Origin of the sequence: Lysobacter capsici, assembly GCF_014779555.2 — a bacterium.
Taxonomy (GTDB): domain Bacteria; phylum Pseudomonadota; class Gammaproteobacteria; order Xanthomonadales; family Xanthomonadaceae; genus Lysobacter; species Lysobacter capsici.
This window is the reverse complement of the sequence record NZ_CP094357.1, coordinates 1,754,113-1,775,888: the sequence shown is the minus strand read 5'-3', so window position 1 is coordinate 1,775,888 and position 21,776 is coordinate 1,754,113. Positions and strand designations below refer to the sequence as shown.

The window sequence follows — 21,776 nt, the reverse complement described above, 5'->3', positions numbered from 1 at the left end:
TGTGTCCTTTCGTTAAATTTAGAGCACACCCACGACAGCACCGAAGATCTCTAGGCTGCCTTCATCATCTTTGAAAACGTCCGTTGACTCCGGGCTCTTCCCGTACCCAACAACCGCCAGACGATCGCGCCACAACTTCACCCGCCGAATGTCGGGCCGATCCCACAACGTGTACGCGTAAGTATTACCGTCAATCAACCCCGAAATCTGAGACTGTGATACATCCACCAGAACAAGCTGGTTCCTTTCTATCTCGGGTTCCATCGCGCGCGAAGGATTCAGCGCCCATCGCACGTTTGTGATCGCCGTCATTCCAACCTTCCGCTGCAGTAAAAACTCTGGCAGCTGAATCGTTGTCGGCCCGTCGGCGGGCGCGAAGCCGGGCAGCACGTCGAGGCTGACGTGGCCCTCCATCAATCCGCGGTCGCGAGACCCGGAAATGACGTATTGCACGTCGATCCCCCGCGCTGCGATCAACAGCAGATACGAGACAGTCGGCGCCGAAGCGCCGCTCTCGTAGGCCGCCTGCGTCTTGCGCGTCACGCCGCCCACGTCGGCCGCTTCCTGCTGGCTCATGCCCAGTCGGATGCGCTCCTCCCTGATGCGTGCGCAAATTTTTACGAGGTCGTCCATTCAGATACCCATCCACCTGTTGACATGGGTAATTTTTTACCCAATGATCCCATCCAAGTTCCCACTTCTGAACTTTATTTAACCCATGTCCAACGCACAAGGGCCGAAAATCCGGACGCCGGAACAGGCGCTGGCCGAGTTGAAGAGTCGAGGCGAGACCATCGCCGCCTTCGCGCGCCGACACGACCTGCCCTACGCGACCGTGTATCAGGTGCTGCACAAGCAAAAGAAGGGCGTTTACGGCGAGGCTCATCGCGCCGCCGTTCTGCTCGGCCTGAAGGCGGGCGTGATCGCGCCCCTAGGGGAGGCCCAGTAATGACCGTGTTCAGCCAGCGGAAGCGCGTGGTGTTCACCTGCGACGCCTGCGGCAGCGTGCTGATCAAGCGCACCAGCTATCTGTCCCATCAGCATCTGCGGCACGACGCCTACGTCTGCGACAACCCGATGTGCGGCGCCAGTTACACCGGCCACACCGAACTCACCGGCATCGCCAGCCCCAGCGGCCTGCCGAACGCCCGCCCCAGCGACCTACCCGAATCGCCGTCTTACGCGCGAAACATCGCGCTCAAGGCCTACCGGGAAGCCCAGGGGGAGAGGCAGCTCGACCTGCTCGACAGCATCCCCGCTAACGCCGACCACTGAGGTCCACATGCTCCGGTCAATCGAATTGGCGGCTCTGCCGTCAACGCTACAGCTTTGCCTGCAATCAGCCGATCGCTGCGCCGGTTTGGTCCTGACCAACTCCGGCGAGGCCTATGTCCCGCGCCGATTCCACGTGCGCGAGCTTGACGCCATCCACACCGCAGCCGACGTCGGCGCGCTGGCCAAGCTCGGCTTGGTCGCGCCGGTGGGCGCTTCGTTCTGCGCCGTCCGCGTCACCGACGACGGCATCGAACTGCTGAACACCGGACGCATCGAGCGCGAGGCCACACGATGAAGGACTACGGGTGGTACTCGGCACAGATCCCGAACTTCAGCAAAGCGCCGCTCCCGGTGCAGTCGGAGATCGTCGAACCGACGATCAAGGCGCGCAAGGCCGACGAACTGCGCGCGGAGGTCGAAGCGTTCATCGCCGCCGGCGGCGACTTCGAACGTATCCCGTCCCCTGAAGCGTGGGCACGGAATTATCTGTGCAGGGATCGCGAGGCCTGATCGCAATGCAGGACAGCATCCGCCACCAGGTCATCGACCGCCTTCAGCGCGACTACGGGCTCAAGCATCGCCCGGGCACCGACTACATGCGCGGCGGCAAGTGCCCGGCGTGCGGAAAAAAAGAGCTTTACACCAGCCACCTGAAACCGTGGGTGTTGCGCTGCGGCCGGCAGTCCAAGTGCGGCCGCGAATTGCACGTCAAAGACCTGTACGACGATCTGTTCGACGACTGGTCCAAACGCTATACGGCAACACCGGCCAATCCGACCGCCGCAGCGGATGCGTACCTGGAGTTCAACCGCGGCTTCGCGCTCAAAGACCTGCGTGGGCTCTACACGCAAGAGACCTATTACGACCGCAAGATCGAAGCCGGCACCGCGACGGTGCGCTTCGCACTCGACAAGGGCGGGTATTGGGAACGCCTGATCGATCGACCGCACCGGTTTGGAAAGCAAAAGGCGCGCTTCAAGCCGGGCGCGAGCTACGCCGGGGTGTGGTGGTGTATGCCTGCGGTGGACACCATGCTCGACACCGCGAGCGAGGTTTGGGTGACCGAGGGCATCTTCGATGCTATCGCCCACGTCCAGCACGGCCACGCGGCCGTGTCGGCGATGAGCAGCAACGCATTCCCGGAGGAATCGCTCCGCGCTCTCGCTAAGCGGCGCTCGGGCAATCTGCCAACTTTGATATGGGCTCTCGACAACGAACCGGCTGTTGGCGATCGCCCGGGCACCCACGACTACATCCGCAAGCACGTCCGCCGCGCCGAAGCCTTGGGCTTCCGCTGCCGCGCTGCGCTAATCCCTCAGCGCGACGGGAAGAAGACCGACTGGAACGATCTTCACCTGCGCGCGCACGCATACGCCGAAGCCGACACCGCGGCGAAGCAATGGGCAGATGACATCGCGGAAGCTCGGTATCAAGGCGCGCTGTTCCTGGCCAAGAGCGCGATGGAGAAGGGATTGTTGATGTACGACCACGACAAACGCTCCGGTTTTCATCTGGGGCATCGCTCGCGGTTGTACTGGTTCGAATTTGACAAGCTGCGCTACGAGAAGGCGCGCAGCCAGTACACCGCCGAGAAAGGCCTGGACGAGGACGAGCTGGACGAGGTCGCGGAGGATCGCTTGCGCCGCGCTGCGGCTGATGTTCACGAAATCGCCAACTGCTATCCGGAAGCGCTCTATTTCCAGCGCAACGAAGTGACCGACGAGTCCTGGTATTTTTTCCGCGTCGATTTCCCGCATGACGCACCGAGTGTAAAAGGCACCTTTACCTCGTCCCAGACGCTCAACGCCCCCACGTTCCGCGATCGGCTCGCGAGCTTCGCGCCGGGCGCGGTGTTCGACGGCACCGCGGCGCAGCTGATCCACGTCATGAAGGACCAGCTCTTCAATATCAAAACGGTCGATGCAATCGACTTCATCGGCTACAGCAAGGAACACCGCGCCTATCTTCTGGGCGAACTGGCCGTCCGCGAGGGCGAACTGGTGCAGGTCAATGCCGAGGACTACTTCGACTTCGACAAGCTGCGCCTGAAGAGCACCCAGAAGTCGATCCGGCTGCGTCTGCAGCGCGACGCCGAGGCCTACCGCGAGGACTGGCTGCCGTGGCTGTGGTTGTGCTTCGGAACGCACGGCATCGTCGCCCTGGCCTTCTGGTTCGGTTCGCTGTTCGCCGAACAGATCCGCGATGCCCACGAATCGTTCCCTTTCCTGGAGGCAACCGGCGAGGCAGGCGCCGGCAAGACTACGCTGCTGACGTTCCTGTGGAAGCTGCTGGGCCGCCAAGACTACGAGGGCTTTGATCCCGCCAAGTCGTCCGTGGCCGGCCGGTCCCGCGCGATGGGCCAGATCGCGAACATGCCCGTCGTGCTGCTGGAGGCAGACCGCAGCCAGCCCGACAAAGCGCACGCCAGGAGCTTCGATTGGGACGAGCTGAAGGACTTCTTCGGCGGCGGCACGCTGCGCACGCGCGGCGTTCGAAACGGCGGCAATGAAACCTACGAGCCGCCGTTCCGCGGCACCATCGTCATCAGTCAAAACGCGCCGGTCGATGCTTCCGAAGCGATCCTGACCCGCATCGTCAAGCTGCACTTCAAGCGGCCCACGGTAACGACGGAGAGCCGCGAAGCGGCCGACAACCTCAACTCGCTGCCGGTGGACGCGCTCGCGTACTTCCTGCTCAAAGCCGTCCGCGCCGAAGGCCAGATCCTCGCCAAGTTCAACGAGCGCGTGCGCGTGTACGAAGCGCGCCTACGCGAGAAAAAGGACATTCGAATTGAGCGCGTGATCAAGAACCACGCGCAGATGCTGGCGTTGCTGGACTGCCTGCGCCTAGTGGTGCCGCTGACCACCGAAATGGTCGAAGGCACCGCGCAGGCGATCGTCGAAATGGCCCTGGATCGCCAGCGCGCCATCAGCGCGGACCATCCCCTGGTCGCAGAGTTCTGGGAGGTCTACGAGTTCCTGGAAGGCCTCAACCACGAAAAGCCGACCGTGAACCACTCGCGCGACGAGAACACGATCGCGATCAACCTCAACGAGTTCGCAGCGAAGGCCGCCTACCACTCGCAGCAGTTGGCCGATCTGAAAGTTTTGCGCACCCTGCTGCGCGACTCACGCCGCCACAAGTGCATCGACGCCAACGTAGCGGTGAACAGCAAGATTCGCGCCGGAAACCAGGGCGCGTCTCCCGTCATCAAATGCTGGACGTTCCGGAAATGAGCGCCGCGGTCGCGCCTCGCCGAACGGACTTGACTGGCGCGCAGCTTCGGCGCAGCCTATGTGCCGTCGCCGCACAATCGGCGACCGGGATTGGCGTCCCGTATTCCTGGCGCACCAGCGCCCATCGATCGATGCACGGCGCTTTTTTATTGCCCGCTGTGTCGTCGTGGGCAAATGCCAGCCGTTTCTACGGCGGGCGGTGCGCGGAGACCGCAAGGTCTGCCGGCCCCAGGTCCGGTACGCCAACCGCGCACCGTCCGTCACCCCGATTGGCGTCGGGATGCCGGACTCCAACCTACCTGGAGCCCCGCATGTCGCACGACACCCCTGTTGCGCCTGGCAACCCGCGCCGCGAGATCGCCGCTGCCTTCGGCGAAATCGCCAACACCCTCGACTGGAACCACCACGCGTGGCTGGCCTTGATGGTCAAGCTGGAAAACGCGCGCGAGGTGGTCACCGATCTGACGCTCGCCGAAGTGGTCACCGCCATCAATCAGGTCCACGACCTGCTCGGCGATGAGGTGCAATCGTGAGTGCGCGCCTAGCCGCTGTCCCGACGCTCCCCGAGGGCATCAACTACGTCTTCAGCGAAGACGACATGAACCGCCTGCGCCGCGCCCAACTGGCTGCGGCGCTTCTCGCGGCTCTTTCGTCGGAGGCCGTGTCCTTCGTCGATGTGTCGCACGACAGCATCGCCGCTGTCGCCGAGTACATCGCGCAGGACGTCCACGGCGCCCTCAATAACGCGCAGCGCGTCGGCCCTGCGTCGCCCCCTACCCGCGGCTTAGTCACCGACTGAGCCGGACCAGCGGGTCCGGCGGGCGGCGCGCCAACGCCGCCCCTGGGCCTTCCCACCACGAAGCCTAGGAGCTTTAGCCATGCAACAGCAGACGGATGATCCGACAGCCGCAACACAGTCGCAGGGGGTCAGCACCGGACCCGGCGCGGAGGCTACCACGGGAGCGATTTACCTCAACGGCGCCGACCGACCGCGCGAATGCACAGCCGTCGTGATGCTTCATATCCACCGCGATCGCGTTGCCGTGATCGCCACCCTCGACATGGGCGGTCACAGCACCGTCAGCCGCACGTGGTCGCTCGACGCCTCGGGAGCTTGGCGCACCCGTGATCCGGAGTTCATCGCCGCCGAGGACCGAATCGGCATTGAGCTGGTGGAGTTCCTGGACAGCCTGGAGCTGCCCTTCCGAGTCGCCCAGATGCTGCCGAAGCCGCCCACCGCGGCCGGCGCCGCCGCGATGGCCGAGGCAGCTAAGGAGGTGCGCCGTGCTTGAGCTGATCGCGCTCCTGATGCTCCTGATCGCGCCCGCCGCCGGCGGCGCCTTGGCTGCCCGACTTTGGTCCTCGCGCGCGCCCCGCGCCGGCCACGTCGGCCTTGCGGTAGGCCAAATCCCCGTCACCTTGCGCCGCCGGCGCGTCATGGCTGTCCGCCGCGGGGTGACGGCATGAAGATCGCATCGCTGATCTATCTCTGGAACATGACCCAGCAACATCGCGGAACCAGCGGCGCGCGCGTCGCGGCGGGCGTGCTGCTCGGGATCTACAACTCCAACCGATTTCCGTTTCCGCTCGACGAGCTGCGGGCGCTGGATAGCGAAACCCTGGCGCACGCGATCGATGTCATCCGCTGCGATGCCTCTCATTGCCAGATGGAAGTGCACGTATGGCTGAACATCGCGAGCGGCCGGTCTGACTTCGGCGATCGCCTGGAACACCTCGCGCACGAGTACAACGTCTTCAAACGTGGTCGCTGCAAAGCCTCTGATCTTCGCCTACTCGATCCCGCACGGATTGTTCTGTGCATGGCAATCGGAGGCGACGATGGCCGATAACCTGAGTAGTTTCGAGGTCTACAAAGACGGCGAAAAGGTCGGCACGATCAAGGCCGATGATGCACGCAAAGTCGGCCCCATTGCCGTCAAGCGCTGGGGCGCCGGCACCTACGAAGTGAAGCTGGAGGCCGCACGTGATCATCACCGCAGCGCCTGCTGCGGCGCCGATGTGCGATTCATGGGCTGCTTTTGCAACGAAACGTACAGCCGCGCCGAGAATGAGTACGTATCGCGCTGCATCGGTTCGGGAGGTGGCCATGACTAGGTTCATGCGCATGGAGTCGCGCCGCGCTGGGCGCCGAGAGCGCGCTCGCATGATGGCCACCCGCGCGAAACTCCTGCAGGCCGAGCTCAAGCACGCGGACACCCTGTCCACAGCCGAGATTGATCGGCTAGAGCGCGAACTCGCGCGATGGATGGAGGATTGCAACAGCTCCGACCGCGCCAGCCTGGACTGGACCCTGCGGTTTCTCGGCAGCGCGATCGCCACCGCTCGCCGCGGCTATGGCATCAGCCGATCCAACACTCGCTTCGTTGACCTGCGCGCGCCCTTCTTGGAATACGCCGAGGCCGTGATTGCGCGCCGTTTTCCAGGGGGTGCAAATTGAGCACCATCTACACCATCAACCACGGCCACCTGTTCTGCGGTCTCGCTGGCGGCGCCAAAGGATTCAATCAGGCGCGGCCTGACATCGGCGCTGCGCGCGGCCGATTCGTTTGTATCGGCGGGATCGACAGCGATCCTGCTGCAATCGCCGACTTCACCCGCATTGCCGGCGTGCGCGGCACCGTCCTGGATCTGTTCGACCGCGACCAGTACCGCGACTTCCACGGCGCCGAGCCGCCGCGAGGCTGGCGCGAGGCTGGTACTGCAGAGATCCACGCGGCCTTCCACGGTCAGCGGCCGCATGTGCTTTTCCTGTCTGCGCCATGCAAGGGCTTTTCGGGATTGATGCCGGAAAGCAAGAGCCGGACGCCCAAGTATTTGGCGCTCAACAGGCTGACGCTGCGCGGGATCATGTTGACGCTGGAGGCGTACAAAGACGATCCGGTCGAAGTGCTGCTATTCGAAAACGTGCCGCGCATCGCCACCCGCGGCCGTCATCTGCTGGACCAGATCACGGCACTACTGCGCGCCTACGGCTACGTCGTCGCCGAAACCACGCACGATTGCGGCGAGCTGGGCGGCCTCGCTCAAAGCCGCAAACGCTTCTTGTTGGTGGCGCGCCACCGCGACAAGGTTCCACCGTTCCTGTACGAGCCCGGGCGGCGCCGGCTGCAGGCCGTTGGCTCAGTGCTCGACCGGATGCCACTCGCCGGCGACGTGGAGCGCGCCGGCCCGATGCATCGCGTACCGGCGCTGCAGTGGAAAACCTGGGTGCGACTCGCGTTCGTCGAAGCCGGCAGCGATTGGCGCAGCTTGAACAAGCTGGCGATCGAAGACGGCCACCTGCGCGACTATCTGATCGTGCCGGAACACTTCGGCGGCTGGCTGGGCGTCCGGCGGTGGGAGGAATCGACTGGCGCCGTCGCCGGCGAGAGCCTGCCCAGCAATGGCGCATTCTCGATCGCAGATCCTCGCGCTGCCGCGGGCGCCGCGCAGTACCAGCAGTACGGCGTAATGCGGATGACCGATACAGCAGGCGCGGTCATCGGCGTGAAGTCGCCGGGCCAGGGAACTTTCAGCGTTGCAGATCCGCGCTGCGCCGGCGAGCGGCACAAGAACGCTTACCGCATAGTCCGTATGTCCGGCACGGCCGGCGTCGTCACTGGGGACTTCCGGCCCGCTGGTGGCGGCGGTGTCGCGGATCCGCGGCCGAGCGCGGCCGGCAAGCTGTGGTCGAAGTACCCGGTTGCGCGGTGGGGCGGATCTGCAGGCACTGTGATCGGTGGGGACGATGCCGGCGCCTACGCTATTGCGGACCCACGCCCGGCCAATCAGCGCCAGCAGGGCGACGCCTACCTGACCAATGGGCACTACGGCGTGGTGGGCTGGAACGGCTCCAGCGGCGCTGTGAGCGCCGCCGCCGGCCACGACAACGGCAGGTGGTCCGTTGCTGACCCGCGCCTTCCTGGCGCGCGGGAGAGCGTCACATGCGTGATTCGGAGCCTGGACGGCACGTGGCACCGGCCGTTCACCACGCTTGAGCTTGCGGCCCTGCAGTCCCTGGTCGACCCGGAAGAAAAGCTCGAGCTCGACGGGCTGTCCGACCAGGCTTGGCGCGAGCGCATCGGTAACGCGGTTCCGCCGGCGGCGGCGCGGGCGATCGGCGAGGAAATCGGCCGAACGCTGCTGCTGGCCTGGACCGGGCAGACCTTTGCGCTGGGAGCCACCCCGATCTGGGTCCGCGACGTCGCAGTTGCCCTAACGCTGCCCGGAGAAGCCCGCCATGTCTAAGCCCACACCAAATGTGCTGGCGGCGTTGGACATTGAGATTGAGGCAGCGCGTGCGCAGGCGTTTCAACTCGCAAACTGCCCCGACACCGCCGGACACGACGAATACAAACGCCGCTGCAGCCACGCTGCCGCGGCCGGAATTCTCACGGCCCTGCGTGGCCACATCGCCGAGCGCCAGCAACACGAGACTCGCCGCGCGGATATTCCCCGGCCATATGCGCTGATCGATTCGCTGCAGCGCCCAACAATCGACATTCAGGAACTCGGCAACGCGAGCGCCCCCGCCGCGCTATTTGCCGCCCAACTCGCAACGGAGGTGAGGCCATGACCCAACGCCAGATTACCCATGTCGAAGCTCTTCCGACGTGCAAGCAAGGCCACGCGGCGCGGCACATCTTCGACGCACGGCGCGCCGGCGCCGGCGGGGGACACCTGATCGAATGCGCCTGCAGCCAGACGCGTAAACACGCGGACTTCACTGATGCGCTAGCGGAGTGGAAACGCGCCCATCGAATCCGCACGCCGCGGCAACGGCCAGAGCCGGCGAGCAACCTTGTGCAGCTCGGGCTGCGCTTCAAGGGAGGTCATGCGCGATGAGCAGCCAGCACGAATCGCCTTGGCTTTCTGAAGCCGCGGTTGGCGAGCTGACCGGTTTGTTGCCGACGAGCTACAAGGCTCAGTGCAGGAAGCTGGCGCAGATGAACATCAAGTTCGTTCCTAGCGCAAATGGGCGCCCGCTTGTCGAGCGGGCGCTGTTCCTCGCTAGCGGTAGCACGACGGCGACCCCGCGCGCTCGCGCCAAGCCAAACTGGAGCGCAATAAGGAGGGCCGGCTGATGGGAAGGCGCCGCAAAAAGAACACGCATTTGCCGCTGGGAATCAGGCTGCGGTGCGGAACATATTGGTATGTGCGCGGTTCCGCGCCGTGGGTAAAGCTGGGCCGCGAATTCGGCCCAGCTCTGATTAAGTACGCCGCCATCGTGGGCCAAAAACCCGAAGTGCGCACCGTGCAGCAGGCCATCGCGCACTACATCGAATGGGCGACGACGAGAAAAAAGCCGATCACGAAATCGACGCTCGAAGGCTACCAAATCAGCACGAGTAATCTCGTTCCGGTCTTCGGGCATGTTGATCTGAGCGACGTCGAGCCGAGCGACATTTATCGGTATTTGATCGAGCGCGGCGACGTGCAGGCGAACCGCGACCGCGCGCTATTGTCCGCAGCGTTTTCACACGCCCGGCGCGTCGGCGCGTTCAAAGGCGAAGACCCGACCAAGAAATTACAGTTCCGTAACGATGAGCAGCCACGGCAGCGTTATATCCATGACGGCGAGTTAGCTGTTCTGCTTAACGCGGCGTCGCCGAAGCTGTCGTGCATGCTCAATTTTTCGTACCTCACCGGTCTGCGGCAAAGCGACGTCGTGAAAGTAAAATTGAGCGATATCAGCGTCGACGAAGGAATCTACGCCGTCACGAAGAAGACCAGCACACCGGTATTGATCGAATGGTCGGACGAGCTGCGCGCCTGCGTGGCTCAGGCCAACCAGCTATGGACCCGGAAGGGGCGCGAATACCTATTCGAGAGTGCGCCGAGGGGGAAGCACGCGAAGCGCGGGCCGGGGCCGTATACCCCCGGCGGCGTGCGTGCGCTATGGCGCGTGGCGCGCGACAAGACGTCGGTCAAGGACGTCCGCCTGAACGATCTCCGGCGCAAGGCCGGAAGCGACAAGGACACCGACGAACAGGCCGCCGATCTGCTCGCGCACAAGGACTCCAAGGTGACCCGGAAGCACTACCGGGCGAAGCCGAAACGGGCGCAGCCGGCCCGATAATTTGGGCGGAATAGCAGAATTTGGGCGAAATAAAAAGGGCTGCGATTGCTCGCAGCCCTTGGTAATACTGGCGCCCGAAGTTGGACTCGAACCAACGACCCCCTGATTAACAGTCAAGTGCTCTAACCGGCTGAGCTATTCGGGCGGGGCTGCATATGATGCTTACTGAGTCGACCGGCGTCAACACTCTTGTGCAAAAAAGTGAAAAACCCCGGTTTTTCAGCGGCCTTCGCTCAGGTCACCACGCGGTAGCACGGGCGGTATTCGCCGGCGATCTTCATCCGGCGCTGCTCGACGAAGGCGCGCAGCAGTTCGTCCAGCGACTGCATCATGTCCGGGTCGCCGTGGATCTCGAACGGGCCGAATTCCTCGATCCGGCGCATGCCGTCCTCCTTGACGTTGCCGGCGACGATGCCCGAGAACGCACGACGCAGATCCGCCGCCAGTTCGTGCGGCTTGCGGCCGTGGTGCAGGTCCAGCGCGGCCATCGCCTCGTGGGTCGGGACGAACGGGCGCTGGAAGGTCAGCGGGATGTCGATCGACCAGTTGAAGAAGAACGAATCCTTCTGCTCGATGCGGTATTCGCGGACCTTGCGGATGCCGTGGCTCATGCGCTTGGCGACCTGCTCGGGGTCGCCGACGATGATCTCGTAGCGCGAGGTCGCCGCGTCGCCCAGGGTCAGGCGGATGAATTTGTCGATCTGCTCGAAATACGGCGCCGACGCGGTCGGGCCGGTCAGGATCAACGGGAACGGCAGGCCGGCGTTCTCTTCGCGCAGCAGGATGCCGAGCAGATACAGGATCTCCTCGGCGGTGCCGACGCCGCCCGGGAACACGATGATGCCGTGGCCCATGCGGACGAAGGCCTCCAGGCGCTTCTCGATGTCCGGCATGATCACCAGGTGGTTGACGATCGGGTTCGGCGATTCGGCGGCGATGATGCCCGGCTCGGTGATGCCGATGTAGCGCATGTTGCGCTTGCGCTGCTTGGCGTGGGCGATGGTCGCGCCCTTCATCGGGCCCTTCATCGCGCCCGGACCGCAGCCGGTGCAGATGTCCAGGCCGCGCAGGCCCAGCTCGTAGCCGACCTGCTTGGTGTAGATGTATTCGTCGCGCGAGATCGAATGGCCGCCCCAGCACACCACCAGGTTCGGGTCGGCCGGATGCAGGATGCGCGCGTTGCGCAGCAGTCCGAACACCGAGTCGGTCAGGCCGTCGCTGCTGTCGAGATCGCGGCCGCCGCCCTTGCCCAGTTCGATCGCGGTGTAGGCCAGGTCGCGGACCACGGCGAACAGCAGCTCGGCGACGCCGCGGATAATGTCGCCGTCGACGAAGGCCATCGCCGGCGCCTTGACCAGATCGATGCGCATGCCGCGGTCTTGCTGATGCACTTCGATATCGAAATCGGGATACAGCTCACGCGCCGCGCGCGGGTCGTCGGAGGCGCTGCCGCTGGTCAGCACCGCCAGGGCGCAGCGACGCAGCAGGTCGTGCATGCCGGTGGAGGCGTCGCGCAGGCGCGCGACCTCGTCGCGGGACAGAACGTCGAGCCCGCCCTTTGGGTAGATGCGGGCGTTGACCGTCGGCAGGACGGCCGGAATGGAAGGTGCGGTCATTGCGTTTTTCTCTGTTTTCTTCATCGATTAGTGGGGAGGACTCTAGCAGTTTGCTATGCGACTGCGGCGACCGTGGCGCTCGCCGTACCGGTCCGCGGCCGTGCCGCCCCACCCTGCCCGGCCGCGAAACCCATGGCCCCATAAAAAGAAAAACGGCCGGGGAAGCCCCGGCCGTTTCGCTGGTTCGCGTCGGCTCAGCCGATCAGAAGGTGTAGCGCAGCGTCAGCAGCAGCGACCAACGCTGCGACGGGTTGAAGCTTTCGTTGACCGGCAGACGCGCCGGGGTGTACTTGCCGCCGACGTTGTAGGTCGGGGTGGAGATGTCGTAGATGTACTTGCCGTTGGCATCCACGCCACGCACGTCGGCGAGGCGACGCTCCAGCGGGAAGTCGGCGCGACGCTCCACGCCCCAGCTCTTGTCGATCATGTTGAGCACGTTGAAGATGTCCAGACGGATCTGGCCCTTGTGCTCCTTCATGAAGCCCGGAATTTCCTGGCTGATCGACAGATCGAGCTGATTGACCCACGGCGCGCGCGCCGCGTTGCGCTTGAACACGTCGCCCTGGTAACGGGCCAGGTCCGGATTCTGGGCGATGTACTCGAAGAACGACTGCTTCATCGCCGCGGTCACGCCGGGCGCCCACGACACGTCGTTCGGGCCGGCCGGGATGTAGGCCAGATCGCGGGTGTAGGAATCGCCATTGACGTCGTTGCCGAAGATCCAGCTGTACGGCGCGCCGCTATGGCCGTCGTAGAACGCCGAGACGTTGGTCTTGTAGTCGCCGAAGAACGCCTTCTCCCAGGTCACCGACGCGATGATGCGGTTCGGGATCGAGTAGTTCGAGATCGACTCGTAGTCGTCGTTCGGGTTGATCCACGAGCGGTTCTGGAAGCTCGAGTTGGCGACCGAGGACGTGCCCGGGTTGACGTCGGTGGCGCGGCTGAAGGTGTAGCCGATCATCGCGCTCCAGTTGTCGGCGAACGGCTTCTTCAACGACAGGGTGAAGCTGTCGGAATGACCCTTGTCGGTGTTGGTCAGATAGATCATCTGCTGACCGAACGACGGGTTGGAATTCCAACGCGTGGTGTTGGCGCTGCCCGGGGCCTGGTTCGGGAAGCGGGCGTAGCTCAGACGGCCGTCCGGCAGCACGCCGGTCGGCGCGCCCAGGTTGATGTTCTGGTAGCTGATGCCCTTGAGCGTGTCGAGGTACTGGTACTCGGCGCTGACGACCATGTCCCACCACGGCAGCTGGTGATCCAGGCCGAGGGTGTACTTGGCGACCTTCGGGATGTCGAAGTCGGGATCGACCACGCTCACGTTCATCTGGGTGCTGCCCAGGCCCGGCTTGGTCAGCGAACCGGGCAGGTTCTGGTTGTACGGGTCGGAGCTGAACGCCGGATCGGTCGCCACGCGGCGACGGTTGATGTCGTAGCTGGCCACCGCGACGCCGTTGTTGGAGTACGGGTTCGCCACCCACACCGCCGGGGTGTTGGAGATGAACACACCCGCGCCGCCGCGCAACTGGGTGAAGCGCTCGGTGTCGAAGGCATAGTTGAACGAGAAGCGCGGCTGGATCGCGCCGTTGCCGTCGATCGTGCCCTGGTTGCTGAAGCCGTAGCCGCCGAACGCCGAGTTGACGTTGGCGGTGCCGGTGTTACGACGCAGACCGCAGGGGCCGAGGTCGCCGGTGGTGCCCGGAGCGGCGGCGAAGCACGGGTTGAAGGTCGGATCGGTATCGATCTTGGGGATGTCGTAACGCACGCCGTACTGGACCGACAGCTTGTCGTTGACCTGCCAGGTGTCCTGCAGGAAGAAGCCGTACTGCTTCATCTTGAACTCGGCCGCGACGTTGCCCAGGCTGTAGCCCGGCGCCGGCACGTTGACGCGGTAACGGCGGTAGGTGCCGTTCTGGAAGTCGGCGATCGAGTTGAACTCGTAGGAACCGTTGTAGTTCTGCAGGAACAGGTTGTAGAGCTCGTCGCTCTGGTAGTCCAGACCGGCCTTGACCACGTGGTCGCCGATGAACCAGCTGCCGGCGAAGTAGGCGTTCCAGGACTTCACCGCCAGATCGTTGGCCTGGCTGGAGAACTCGGTGCCCATGACCACGGCCGGGCCGGTGTCGGCGCCGCTGGTGCGCACGGTCACTTCCGGCTGGTAGCCGCCGGTCAGCGGGCCGCGGGTCTGCTTGAAGTCGCTGTAGCCGATCGACATTTCGGTCGAGAAGTTTTCGGTCCAGTCGTCGTACAGGCTCAGCGCGTAGGAGGTGCTGGTCTTGTCGAACACGTACCAGTTGCTCGACAGGTTCAGGCGCGAGGTATTGCCTTGGACGATGATCGGCTCGAGCTCTTCGGTGCGGCTGATGCGGAAGCTGGCGCGATGGAAATCGTTGATGTTCCAGTCGAACTTGATCAGGCCGCGCTTGGCTTCGATGTCGGCGTTGGCCGAGGACGAGCTGCCCGGGGTCAGACCCTTGGCGGAGGCGGCCGCGCTGATCGCGTCGACCTGGGCCTGGCTCAGGCCGATGACTTCATTGGTCGAACCCGAACCCTGCGGGCCCCAGATCGCGCCCGGGCTGGTCTTGGTGCTTTCTTCGTACGAGGCGAAGAAGAACAGCTTGTCCTTGATGATCGGGCCGCCGAGGGTGGCGCCGATGGTCGAGTCCTTGGTGAAGCCGGTCCACTTACGGTCGGCTTCGTTCTTGCCGATCATGTCGTCGGCATTCTGGTAGGTGTAGTACACCGAACCGTGGAAGTCGTTGGTACCGCTCTTGGTGACCGCGTTGACCCACGCGCCGACGCCGCGGCGGGTGGCGACGTCGAAGTTGGCGGTCGAGATGTTGTAGCTCTCGATCGCGTCCTGCGAGATCGGCGTGCCCTTGGTCGGCAGGCCGTTGTCGTTCAGGCCGAAGGGGTCGCCGGCGTTGACGGTGTCGATGGTGATGCTGTTGTAGCGGAAGTTCTGGCCGGCGGCCGAGAACGCGCCGCGGTCGCGGTCGGTGATGACGATGCGCGGATCGGCGCGGACGATGTTCTGGATCGAACGGTCCGGGGACGGCATGCGGTCCATTTCCACGCGCGACAGGTTGGTGCTCAAACCCTTGTTATCGGCGTTGAAGGTCTTCAGCGAAGCCGACGCGACGGCCTGGACGGCGTCGAGCGTGGCGACCTGGCCGAGCTGCGCGTCGACATTGCCGACCTGGTCGAGGCTGAGGTACACGCCATCCTGAGTGGCGGTGCCGCCGCCGTCCTTGCTGATGGTGATCGTGTAAGGACCGCCGACGCGCAGACCGCGCGCGTTGTAGCGGCCGTCGTCGCCGGTGGTAGCGCGGCTGACCGTGCCCGACTCGGAGTGGGTAATCGTCACCACGGCGCCGGCAACCGGCTGGCCGTCGGCGCTGGTGATGCGACCGGCGACGCCAGCGGAGGTGGACTGCGCGAACACAGGTGCGGTGGCGAGTACGGCGAGCAGACCAAGCGTGAGCTTGGACATGCGGACGCGGTTCGGATGGGTCATTACGGTGGCCTCAGGACGTGAAATGCGTGGCGGATTATCGGCAGGCGCAGCTTCGCGCCGCAGCCTTGCACGAGATTTGGATTTGGCTAGCCCCTACCCGCGCGACCAGTGGCCCGCCGGGTTAACAGCAGTTTAACAGGCTAGGGACGCTGTGTGACAGAGACGTGACCGGCATCAAGCCTTGTCACACGGTGATGGCGGCCACAACTGAACCGGCACGCACGGCAAAGTTGTATAAGCGGGCGCCCTTGGGGTGCCTGGTTGCGTGCTGGGGCGTATGGGGCGCCGCACGGGAATCGGGAATCGGGAATCGGGAATCGGGAATCGGGAATCGGGAATCGTATGAAAGCCTGAGCCTTCGGCCTGGCAAATGAAACAAGGCCCACCTTGCGGCGGGCCTTCGGTTGTTGCTCTTACGATTCCCGACTCCCAATTCCCGATTCCCGGGCCGCCGCCTTACGGCGGCCCCGGCAAAAACGCCGCGAACCCGTCCAGGATCATCTGCACCGAAATCGCCACCAGCAGCATGCCCATCAGGCGCTCGATCGCGATCAGGGCGCGGCGGCCGAGCAGCTTGTACAGCAAAGTCGCCGAGAACAGGATCGCCGCGGTCGCGCCCCAGGCGATCATCAGCGCCAGGCTCCAGTCGCCCAGGCGCGCGGGGTCGTTGCTGCCCATCAGCATCACCGCGGCCATGCCCGAGGGGCCGGCGACCAGCGGGATCGCCATCGGCACGATGAAGGGCTCGCCGTCGGGGATCTCGCCCATCAGCCCTTCCGGCGGCGGGAAGATCATGCGGATGCCGATCAGGAACAGCACGATGCCGCCGGCGATCGAGACCGATTCCTGACGCAGGTGCATCAGCTCCAGAGCGTACTTGCCGCCCCACAGGAACAGCATCAACACGCCGAGCGCTATCAATAGTTCGCGCGCGAGCACGATGCGCTGGCGCTTGGGCGGCAGCCCGCGCAGCAGGCTCAGGAACACCGGGATGTTCCCGAGCGGGTCGAGAATGATGAACAGCAGCAGCGCCGCCGAAGCGATGGTCATGGCGGCGCGGCCGTCACGGAACCGGCGACCAGACCTGGCCGCGATGCACCGCGCCGTCGGCCGACAGCAGATTCACGCAAGCCTGCGCGTATGCGGACGGATCGCGCGCGGCGCGGTCGCTGTCTTCCACATAGGCGCGCGAACGCAGCGGGGTGCGCATCGGGCCCGGCCGCAGTCCGGCCACGCGGATGCTGGAATTGAGCAGTTCGGCATGCAGCATGCCGACCAGCGCGGCGAGCGCGTGCTGGGCGGCGCCATAGCCGCCCCAGTAGGCCTGACCGACCCGTTGCGGGTCGTCCAGCGCGAACACCAGCGCCGCATCGGGCGCCTTGGCCAGCAACGGCAGGCAGGCCTGCGACAGCCACCACGGCGCGGTCAGGTTGACGTGGACGGCGCGCGCGAACGCGGCCGGGTCGGTCTGCGCCAGCGGGGTCAGCCCGGGGAAATCGGCGGCGCAGTGCAGCACGCCGTCGAGCCGGCCCAGCTCGCTGTCGATGCGCGCGGCCATTTCGGCGTAGTCGTCGGGCTGCGCGCCTTCCAGGTCGAGCGGGTACAGCAGCGGCTCGGGACCGCGCTTGGCCACCGCGTCGTAGACCTTGTTCAACTTGGGCAGCTTGCGGCCGAGCAGCACCACCGTCGCGCCCGCATCCGCGCAGGCGCCGGCCGCGGCCGAGCCCAGCCCGCCGTTGGCACCGGTGACGAGCACCACCCGCCCTTCCAGGGCTTGCGCCGCGCGGGCATCGCCCGCGGCGTTGGCGGCGGTCGAACTCACTGCGTCTGGGTCTCGCTGATCATGCGCGCCAGTTCGCCGGACTCGAATAGTTCGAGAGTGATGTCGCAACCGCCGATCAGCTCGCCGTGGATGAACAACTGCGGGAAGGTCGGCCAATTGGAGTAACGCGGCAGATTGGCGCGCACTTCGGCGTCTTCGAGCACGTTGACCGTGTGCAGCTTGGTCGCGCCGGCGGACTTGAGCGCCTGCACCGCGCGGCTGGAGAAGCCGCACATCGGGAACTGCGCGGTGCCCTTCATGAAAAGGACGATCGGATGGGCTTCGACTTCGGCCTGGATCCGTTCCATAACGGACATGGGTGCTGCTCCTGACGGGGTTTGTTGCCGACCTTGACGGTTAGGCAACGAAACGTGGGGATAGAATATGAATTGTAAGCCTTCATGGCGTCGCCGACGCGTCGGCCCCGGAACCCCATCGTCCCGGCGGCGGAACAGCGGCCGCGGCGCCCCTCCGCTAGCCAGCCCCCTCTCGAACCTAGGAGCCCGCCAATGGCCATCGAATTGCCTGCCCTGCCCTACGACCGCACCGCGCTCGAACCCACCATCTCCGGCGAGACCATCGACTACCACTACGGCAAGCACCACAAGGCCTACGTCGACAATCTCAACAAGATGATCGAAGGCACCGAGTTCGCCTCGCTGTCGCTGGAAGAGATCATCAAGAAGTCCCAGGGCGGCATGTTCAACAACGCCGCGCAGATCTGGAACCACACCTTCTACTGGAACTGCCTGTCGCCCAAGGGCGGCGGCGAGCCGACCGGCAAGCTGGCCGAACTGATCAACAAGGCCTTCGGCGACTTCGCCAAGTTCAAGGAAGAGTTCACCAAGACCGCGGTGGGCACCTTCGGCTCGGGCTGGGGCTGGCTGGTGCAGCGTCCGGACGGCTCGCTGGCCCTGGTCAGCACCCCGAACGCGGCCACTCCGCTGACCGGCGAAGACACCGCGCTGCTGACCTGCGACGTGTGGGAACACGCCTACTACATCGACTACCGCAACGCGCGTCCGAAGTATGTCGAGGCGTTCTGGAACCTGGTCAACTGGGACTTCGTGGCCGCGAACCTGAAGTAAGCCAACGGCGTCATCGCGATACCGAAACGGCCGGGGCAACCCGGCCGTTTTGTTTTGGGCTTGCCGATTCGGCTTCATGAGCTCCCTGTAGGAGCGGCGCGAGCCGCGACCACGAACCCTCGATAACGACGCCCGCCTCCGGCCTGCGACGCAACCGGCAGCCCTGCGGTCGCGGCTCGCGCCGCTCCTACAGGGGGCGATCGAAGATGCGTGGGCATTCGGGCCGCGGGGCAATGCAGGAACGCACTTGCGGCCTTGGCCCGTCGCGCTCAAGCTCGCTCGCACTCTGGCAGCTTTAACCTCGCTCATGGCCTCGGCATTCGCTTCCACCGCTCCTTACTGGGTCCCGGCGCTGTCGGCGCTGATGGTCTACCGCCGCATCCGCCGCACCTTCGGCGTGCAGCCCTGGCGGCCGGTGCGCAGCGGCATCCGGCTCGGAATTCTGGCGCTGGTCGCCTGCATGCTGATCGTCCTGGCGGTGGTGCAGCCGCAGCTCGCGCCGGCGATGGCCGTCGGCGCGGTGCTCGGCGTCGGCGTCGGCCTGCTCGCGCTCAAGCACACCCACGTCGCCATGCGCGACGGCCGCCGCGTCTACACGCCCAATCCCTGGATCGGCGGCGCGCTGACCGTGCTGCTGGTCGGTCGGTTGGCCTGGCGCTGGACCCACGACGGGCTGGCGGCGACGCAAGCGGCGCCGAGCGCGCTGACGCTCGGCCTGGCCGCGGTGCTGATCGTGTATTCGCTGGTGTATCTGATCGGTTTGATGTTGCAGATGCGCAAGCTCGCCTCAGCGCAGGCGTCCGAGCCGCAAGCGGTGGATCAGACCCACCCTTGAGGCTGGGCTGCGCAAACATGGCGATCCACCGATGCCGACCCGCGTCTCGGCCGGGCGTTCACGAGTCCATCCGCGCGCAGACCGGGCCGGAATCGGCTCGGCGCCAGCGAAATGGGATCCGCAACACGCCGATGCGATAGCGGCACTGCATGATCTGGCCGATGCGGGCGCGCTCGTAATCCGCCGGCGCCAGCGCGACCGACAGTTCGCCGCGTCCGCCGGTATCGCGAACCGTCACGACCGACGCGCGCGACCTCCCGCCGGTGATGTGTTTGTCGATCACCGGCCCGCGATAGACCGCCCAGCCGTGGTCGGCGAACGAATTGATCAGCAACACATACGGCGCCGATGCCAGCATCAACATCGGCCACATGACGACGGCCAGCAGCGGGCCTCTCCAACCCGGCCGGCCCGAGCGCAACCACGCCCAGTAGCGGGCGGTGAATACCGCCACGACGAGCAGACACGGCGCCCACAGCCAAGCGAAAGCCTGGTGATAACCGGCATTCATCGGCGTGTCGTACACGAACAACACGCCGATGCCGCCGATCAGCAGGGTCGCGAACAACGCCGCCCCGTATTTCGCCAGCCACCACGGCCTGCGCGGCGGGCGATGAAACCAAGCCGCGGCCGTCATCCCAGCCGTGCGATGACCGGCGCGACCTGTTCCCGGCGATCGAGCCAATCGCCGACGCGTTGCAGCGCATCAGCGAGTTCGCGCGTCGAATCCGCGCGCAAGGTCGCATGCCCGACCTTGCGTCCTTCGCGCGGCTGCTTGCCGTAATCGTGCCAATGCCCGCCGGCCTCGCTCAGCACCGCGTTCGCATCGGGCATCTCGCCGATCCAGTTGAGCATGCAGGCCTGACCGAGCACGCGGGTGTCGCCCAGCGGCAGGCCGAGCACGGCGCGCAGATGGTTCTGGAACTGCGAAGTCTCGCTGCCTTCGATCGTCCAATGACCGGAGTTGTGCACGCGCGGCGCGAGTTCGTTGGCCAGCAGCACGCCGTCGCGGCAGAACAGTTCCAGCGCGAACACGCCGACGTAGCCCAGCGCTTCGGCGAGTTTGCTCGCGTAGCCGATCGCGGTGGCGCTGAGCGCGTCGTCGACGCGCGCCGGCGCCAGACTCGCCGACAGCACGCCGTCGACATGCCAGTTCTCGGTGATCGGCCAGGCGCGGAATTCGCCGTCGCGGCCGCGCACGGCGACCACCGACAGCTCGCGTTCGAAGGCGACGAAACCTTCCAGTATCAGACCGACCTTGTCGGCCTGCGGACCGAGCGCGGCCCAGGCCGCGTCGGCGTCGGCCGGAGTCTTGATCCGGAACTGGCCCTTGCCGTCGTAACCCAGGCGGCGGGTCTTGAGGATGCACGGCGTGCCGATCTTGATCAGCGCCGCGTCGAGCGATTCGCGCGTGCCGATCGCGGCGAAATCCGGCACCGGGATGCCCAGGTCGAGGAACAGGGTCTTCTCGGCCAGGCGATCCTGCGCCACCGCCAGCGCGCGCGGGCTCGGGAACACCGGCCGGCGTTCGGCCAGCCAGTGCGCGGACTCGGCCGGCACGTTTTCGAAATCGAAGGTAGCCACGTCGATGTTCGAGGCGAACTGATCCAGCGCGGCCTGATCGGTGTAATCGCCGACCACCATCGGCGCGAACTGCCCCGCGCAGGCATCTTGCGCGCTGTCGAGCACCAGGAAACGCAAGCCGAGCGGCGCGCCGGAAAGCGCGAGCATGCGGGCCAGCTGCCCGCCTCCGAGAATGCCGACGGTGGTCATTGGCGCGGGTCGTCGTGGGCGAGCACATCGTCGGTCTGGCGCGCGCGGAACGCGCTCAGCGCCGCGCCGATCGCGGGGTGTTCCCAGGCCAGCAGCGCCGCGGCGAACAGCGCCGCGTTGGCCGCGCCGGCATTGCCGATGGCGAAGGTCGCGACCGGGATGCCGGCCGGCATCTGCACGATCGACAGCAGCGAGTCCATGCCGTTGAGCGCCTTGGACTGCACCGGCACGCCGAGCACCGGCACCGCGGTCTTGGCCGCGAGCATGCCCGGCAGATGCGCCGCGCCGCCGGCGCCGGCGATGATCGCGCGCAGGCCGCGCGCGGCCGCCGTGTCGGCATATTCGAACAACACATCCGGGGTGCGATGCGCCGAGACCACCCGGACTTCGTGCGGCACGCCCAGCGCCTCGAGCTTGGCCGCGGCGTGCTGCATGGTTTCCCAGTCCGAGCGCGAGCCCATGACGATGCCGACCAGCGGCGGCGCGTTGGACGAGGAACCGGACGAAGAAGCGGAAGACTGGGCTGGGGACATGGGGC

General features: G+C 65.5%; 28 protein-coding genes and 1 tRNA gene. 19 read left to right on the top strand and 10 right to left on the bottom strand.

Going from position 1 to position 21,776, the window contains the following annotated elements; genetic code table 11:
- Nucleotides 1–18: 18 nt before the first annotated feature.
- Nucleotides 19–633, bottom strand: coding sequence for a helix-turn-helix domain-containing protein (locus IEQ11_RS07290; RefSeq protein WP_191821359.1), 615 nt, complete (start codon nt 631–633; stop codon nt 19–21).
- An 85-nt stretch (nt 634–718) separates the two neighbouring features.
- Here IEQ11_RS07290 and IEQ11_RS07285 point away from each other — a divergent pair, with 85 nt between their 5' ends.
- The 17 genes from IEQ11_RS07285 to IEQ11_RS07205 all read left to right on the top strand — a co-directional run bounded on the left by IEQ11_RS07285 (nt 719) and on the right by IEQ11_RS07205 (nt 10,590).
- Entirely contained in the window at nt 719–949 is a 231-nt protein-coding gene (locus tag IEQ11_RS07285; protein WP_191821358.1) for a DNA-binding protein, read from the top strand.
- Complete coding sequence (locus IEQ11_RS07280; protein WP_191821357.1) at nt 949–1,275, top strand: ogr/Delta-like zinc finger family protein; 327 nt, start codon at nt 949–951, stop codon at nt 1,273–1,275. Before IEQ11_RS07285 ends, IEQ11_RS07280 begins: the two co-directional genes overlap by 1 nt.
- Nucleotides 1,276–1,282: 7 nt before the next feature.
- Nucleotides 1,283–1,570, top strand: coding sequence for a hypothetical protein (locus tag IEQ11_RS07275; RefSeq protein ID WP_191821356.1), 288 nt, complete (start codon nt 1,283–1,285; stop codon nt 1,568–1,570).
- Nucleotides 1,567–1,785: a hypothetical protein gene (locus IEQ11_RS07270; RefSeq protein ID WP_191821355.1), complete on the top strand. Its 219-nt coding sequence runs from the start codon at nt 1,567–1,569 to the stop codon at nt 1,783–1,785. Before IEQ11_RS07275 ends, IEQ11_RS07270 begins: the two co-directional genes overlap by 4 nt.
- A gap of 5 nt (nt 1,786–1,790) precedes the next feature.
- Entirely contained in the window at nt 1,791–4,511 is a 2,721-nt protein-coding gene (locus tag IEQ11_RS07265) for a toprim domain-containing protein (RefSeq protein WP_191821354.1), read from the top strand.
- Nucleotides 4,512–4,822: 311 nt separating this feature from the next.
- The gene (locus IEQ11_RS07260; RefSeq protein WP_191821353.1) at nt 4,823–5,044 is read left to right on the top strand and encodes a hypothetical protein; all 222 of its coding nucleotides are present in this window, start codon (nt 4,823–4,825) and stop codon (nt 5,042–5,044) included.
- The gene (locus IEQ11_RS07255) at nt 5,041–5,310 is read left to right on the top strand and encodes a hypothetical protein (protein ID WP_191821352.1); all 270 of its coding nucleotides are present in this window, start codon (nt 5,041–5,043) and stop codon (nt 5,308–5,310) included. The genes IEQ11_RS07260 and IEQ11_RS07255 overlap by 4 nt, the downstream gene beginning before the upstream one ends.
- 79 nt (nt 5,311–5,389) lie before the next feature.
- Nucleotides 5,390–5,803 carry a hypothetical protein gene (locus IEQ11_RS07250; protein ID WP_191821351.1) on the top strand — a complete coding sequence of 138 codons (414 nt, stop codon included), beginning with the start codon at nt 5,390–5,392 and terminating at the stop codon, nt 5,801–5,803.
- A complete protein-coding gene (locus IEQ11_RS07245) occupies nt 5,796–5,978 on the top strand; it encodes a hypothetical protein (RefSeq protein WP_191821453.1) in 183 nt (60 codons plus the stop codon). The genes IEQ11_RS07250 and IEQ11_RS07245 overlap by 8 nt, the downstream gene beginning before the upstream one ends.
- The gene (locus tag IEQ11_RS07240; RefSeq protein WP_191821350.1) at nt 5,975–6,361 is read left to right on the top strand and encodes a DUF7673 family protein; all 387 of its coding nucleotides are present in this window, start codon (nt 5,975–5,977) and stop codon (nt 6,359–6,361) included. The genes IEQ11_RS07245 and IEQ11_RS07240 overlap by 4 nt, the downstream gene beginning before the upstream one ends.
- Nucleotides 6,351–6,626 (top strand): hypothetical protein, encoded by a 276-nt coding sequence (locus IEQ11_RS07235; protein WP_191821349.1) that lies wholly within the window; start codon nt 6,351–6,353, stop codon nt 6,624–6,626. The genes IEQ11_RS07240 and IEQ11_RS07235 overlap by 11 nt, the downstream gene beginning before the upstream one ends.
- Nucleotides 6,627–6,675: 49 nt before the next feature.
- Nucleotides 6,676–6,969, top strand: coding sequence for a hypothetical protein (locus IEQ11_RS07230; RefSeq protein ID WP_191821348.1), 294 nt, complete (start codon nt 6,676–6,678; stop codon nt 6,967–6,969).
- On the top strand, nt 6,966–8,759 hold the full coding sequence (locus tag IEQ11_RS07225; protein WP_194735088.1) for a DNA cytosine methyltransferase: 1,794 nt from the start codon (nt 6,966–6,968) through the stop codon (nt 8,757–8,759). Before IEQ11_RS07230 ends, IEQ11_RS07225 begins: the two co-directional genes overlap by 4 nt.
- Nucleotides 8,752–9,087, top strand: coding sequence for a hypothetical protein (locus IEQ11_RS07220; protein ID WP_191821347.1), 336 nt, complete (start codon nt 8,752–8,754; stop codon nt 9,085–9,087). The genes IEQ11_RS07225 and IEQ11_RS07220 overlap by 8 nt, the downstream gene beginning before the upstream one ends.
- Nucleotides 9,084–9,356 (top strand): hypothetical protein, encoded by a 273-nt coding sequence (locus tag IEQ11_RS07215; protein WP_191821346.1) that lies wholly within the window; start codon nt 9,084–9,086, stop codon nt 9,354–9,356. Before IEQ11_RS07220 ends, IEQ11_RS07215 begins: the two co-directional genes overlap by 4 nt.
- Nucleotides 9,353–9,595: a DUF4224 domain-containing protein gene (locus IEQ11_RS07210; RefSeq protein ID WP_191821345.1), complete on the top strand. Its 243-nt coding sequence runs from the start codon at nt 9,353–9,355 to the stop codon at nt 9,593–9,595. Before IEQ11_RS07215 ends, IEQ11_RS07210 begins: the two co-directional genes overlap by 4 nt.
- Nucleotides 9,595–10,590 carry a tyrosine-type recombinase/integrase gene (locus IEQ11_RS07205; protein ID WP_191821344.1) on the top strand — a complete coding sequence of 332 codons (996 nt, stop codon included), beginning with the start codon at nt 9,595–9,597 and terminating at the stop codon, nt 10,588–10,590. The genes IEQ11_RS07210 and IEQ11_RS07205 overlap by 1 nt, the downstream gene beginning before the upstream one ends.
- A 68-nt stretch (nt 10,591–10,658) precedes the next feature.
- Here the strand turns inward: IEQ11_RS07205 and IEQ11_RS07200 are convergent.
- The 6 genes from IEQ11_RS07200 to grxD all read right to left on the bottom strand — a co-directional run bounded on the left by IEQ11_RS07200 (nt 10,659) and on the right by grxD (nt 17,859).
- Nucleotides 10,659–10,735, bottom strand: a tRNA-Asn gene (locus tag IEQ11_RS07200).
- Nucleotides 10,736–10,823: 88 nt separating this feature from the next.
- Entirely contained in the window at nt 10,824–12,206 is a 1,383-nt protein-coding gene (gene ppnN / locus IEQ11_RS07195) for a nucleotide 5'-monophosphate nucleosidase PpnN (RefSeq protein ID WP_046655992.1), read from the bottom strand.
- 202 nt (nt 12,207–12,408) lie between these two features.
- Nucleotides 12,409–15,720, bottom strand: coding sequence for a TonB-dependent receptor (locus IEQ11_RS07190; RefSeq protein WP_191823270.1), 3,312 nt, complete (start codon nt 15,718–15,720; stop codon nt 12,409–12,411).
- 456 nt (nt 15,721–16,176) lie between these two features.
- Nucleotides 16,177–16,770 carry a MarC family protein gene (locus tag IEQ11_RS07185; RefSeq protein ID WP_036101900.1) on the bottom strand — a complete coding sequence of 198 codons (594 nt, stop codon included), beginning with the start codon at nt 16,768–16,770 and terminating at the stop codon, nt 16,177–16,179.
- 13 nt (nt 16,771–16,783) lie between these two features.
- The gene (locus IEQ11_RS07180) at nt 16,784–17,542 is read right to left on the bottom strand and encodes an SDR family NAD(P)-dependent oxidoreductase (RefSeq protein ID WP_247024752.1); all 759 of its coding nucleotides are present in this window, start codon (nt 17,540–17,542) and stop codon (nt 16,784–16,786) included.
- Nucleotides 17,539–17,859, bottom strand: a complete 321-nt coding sequence (gene grxD / locus IEQ11_RS07175) for a Grx4 family monothiol glutaredoxin (protein WP_036101896.1) — start codon at nt 17,857–17,859, stop codon at nt 17,539–17,541. The genes IEQ11_RS07180 and grxD overlap by 4 nt, the downstream gene beginning before the upstream one ends.
- A gap of 192 nt (nt 17,860–18,051) precedes the next feature.
- Here grxD and IEQ11_RS07170 point away from each other — a divergent pair, with 192 nt between their 5' ends.
- Both IEQ11_RS07170 and IEQ11_RS07165 read left to right on the top strand, forming a co-directional pair.
- Nucleotides 18,052–18,630 (top strand): superoxide dismutase, encoded by a 579-nt coding sequence (locus tag IEQ11_RS07170; RefSeq protein ID WP_036101893.1) that lies wholly within the window; start codon nt 18,052–18,054, stop codon nt 18,628–18,630.
- A 307-nt stretch (nt 18,631–18,937) separates the two neighbouring features.
- Nucleotides 18,938–19,465: a CcdC protein domain-containing protein gene (locus IEQ11_RS07165; RefSeq protein WP_191823271.1), complete on the top strand. Its 528-nt coding sequence runs from the start codon at nt 18,938–18,940 to the stop codon at nt 19,463–19,465.
- A 58-nt stretch (nt 19,466–19,523) separates the two neighbouring features.
- Here IEQ11_RS07165 and IEQ11_RS07160 read toward each other — a convergent pair whose 3' ends face one another.
- The 3 genes from IEQ11_RS07160 to purE all read right to left on the bottom strand — a co-directional run bounded on the left by IEQ11_RS07160 (nt 19,524) and on the right by purE (nt 21,771).
- A complete protein-coding gene (locus tag IEQ11_RS07160; RefSeq protein WP_191823272.1) occupies nt 19,524–19,991 on the bottom strand; it encodes a hypothetical protein in 468 nt (155 codons plus the stop codon).
- 107 nt (nt 19,992–20,098) lie between these two features.
- Nucleotides 20,099–21,238 carry a 5-(carboxyamino)imidazole ribonucleotide synthase gene (locus IEQ11_RS07155; protein WP_191823273.1) on the bottom strand — a complete coding sequence of 380 codons (1,140 nt, stop codon included), beginning with the start codon at nt 21,236–21,238 and terminating at the stop codon, nt 20,099–20,101.
- Nucleotides 21,235–21,771, bottom strand: coding sequence for a 5-(carboxyamino)imidazole ribonucleotide mutase (gene purE / locus IEQ11_RS07150; protein ID WP_046655987.1), 537 nt, complete (start codon nt 21,769–21,771; stop codon nt 21,235–21,237). The genes IEQ11_RS07155 and purE overlap by 4 nt, the downstream gene beginning before the upstream one ends.
- Between the last annotated feature and the right edge of the window lie 5 nt (nt 21,772–21,776).

Excerpts from the sequence above, each read along its gene's own strand:
- IEQ11_RS07275 (WP_191821356.1), top strand. The coding sequence starts at position 1,283 with ATGCTCCGGTCAATCGAATTGGCGGCTCTGCCGTCAACGCTACAGCTT.
- IEQ11_RS07230 (WP_191821348.1), top strand. The coding sequence starts at position 6,676 with ATGATGGCCACCCGCGCGAAACTCCTGCAGGCCGAGCTCAAGCACGCG.
- IEQ11_RS07240 (WP_191821350.1), top strand. The coding sequence starts at position 5,975 with ATGAAGATCGCATCGCTGATCTATCTCTGGAACATGACCCAGCAACAT.
- IEQ11_RS07235 (WP_191821349.1), top strand. The coding sequence starts at position 6,351 with ATGGCCGATAACCTGAGTAGTTTCGAGGTCTACAAAGACGGCGAAAAG.
- IEQ11_RS07205 (WP_191821344.1), top strand. The coding sequence starts at position 9,595 with ATGGGAAGGCGCCGCAAAAAGAACACGCATTTGCCGCTGGGAATCAGG.
- IEQ11_RS07185 (WP_036101900.1), bottom strand. The coding sequence starts at position 16,770 with ATGACCATCGCTTCGGCGGCGCTGCTGCTGTTCATCATTCTCGACCCG.
- IEQ11_RS07190 (WP_191823270.1), bottom strand. The coding sequence starts at position 15,720 with ATGACCCATCCGAACCGCGTCCGCATGTCCAAGCTCACGCTTGGTCTG.
- IEQ11_RS07265 (WP_191821354.1), top strand. The coding sequence starts at position 1,791 with ATGCAGGACAGCATCCGCCACCAGGTCATCGACCGCCTTCAGCGCGAC.
- IEQ11_RS07280 (WP_191821357.1), top strand. The coding sequence starts at position 949 with ATGACCGTGTTCAGCCAGCGGAAGCGCGTGGTGTTCACCTGCGACGCC.
- IEQ11_RS07170 (WP_036101893.1), top strand. The coding sequence starts at position 18,052 with ATGGCCATCGAATTGCCTGCCCTGCCCTACGACCGCACCGCGCTCGAA.
- IEQ11_RS07270 (WP_191821355.1), top strand. The coding sequence starts at position 1,567 with ATGAAGGACTACGGGTGGTACTCGGCACAGATCCCGAACTTCAGCAAA.
- IEQ11_RS07220 (WP_191821347.1), top strand. The coding sequence starts at position 8,752 with ATGTCTAAGCCCACACCAAATGTGCTGGCGGCGTTGGACATTGAGATT.
- IEQ11_RS07250 (WP_191821351.1), top strand. The coding sequence starts at position 5,390 with ATGCAACAGCAGACGGATGATCCGACAGCCGCAACACAGTCGCAGGGG.
- IEQ11_RS07290 (WP_191821359.1), bottom strand. The coding sequence starts at position 633 with ATGGACGACCTCGTAAAAATTTGCGCACGCATCAGGGAGGAGCGCATC.
- grxD (WP_036101896.1), bottom strand. The coding sequence starts at position 17,859 with ATGTCCGTTATGGAACGGATCCAGGCCGAAGTCGAAGCCCATCCGATC.
- IEQ11_RS07215 (WP_191821346.1), top strand. The coding sequence starts at position 9,084 with ATGACCCAACGCCAGATTACCCATGTCGAAGCTCTTCCGACGTGCAAG.
- ppnN (WP_046655992.1), bottom strand. The coding sequence starts at position 12,206 with ATGACCGCACCTTCCATTCCGGCCGTCCTGCCGACGGTCAACGCCCGC.
- IEQ11_RS07155 (WP_191823273.1), bottom strand. The coding sequence starts at position 21,238 with ATGACCACCGTCGGCATTCTCGGAGGCGGGCAGCTGGCCCGCATGCTC.
- purE (WP_046655987.1), bottom strand. The coding sequence starts at position 21,771 with ATGTCCCCAGCCCAGTCTTCCGCTTCTTCGTCCGGTTCCTCGTCCAAC.
- IEQ11_RS07260 (WP_191821353.1), top strand. The coding sequence starts at position 4,823 with ATGTCGCACGACACCCCTGTTGCGCCTGGCAACCCGCGCCGCGAGATC.
- IEQ11_RS07210 (WP_191821345.1), top strand. The coding sequence starts at position 9,353 with ATGAGCAGCCAGCACGAATCGCCTTGGCTTTCTGAAGCCGCGGTTGGC.
- IEQ11_RS07285 (WP_191821358.1), top strand. The coding sequence starts at position 719 with ATGTCCAACGCACAAGGGCCGAAAATCCGGACGCCGGAACAGGCGCTG.
- IEQ11_RS07165 (WP_191823271.1), top strand. The coding sequence starts at position 18,938 with ATGGCCTCGGCATTCGCTTCCACCGCTCCTTACTGGGTCCCGGCGCTG.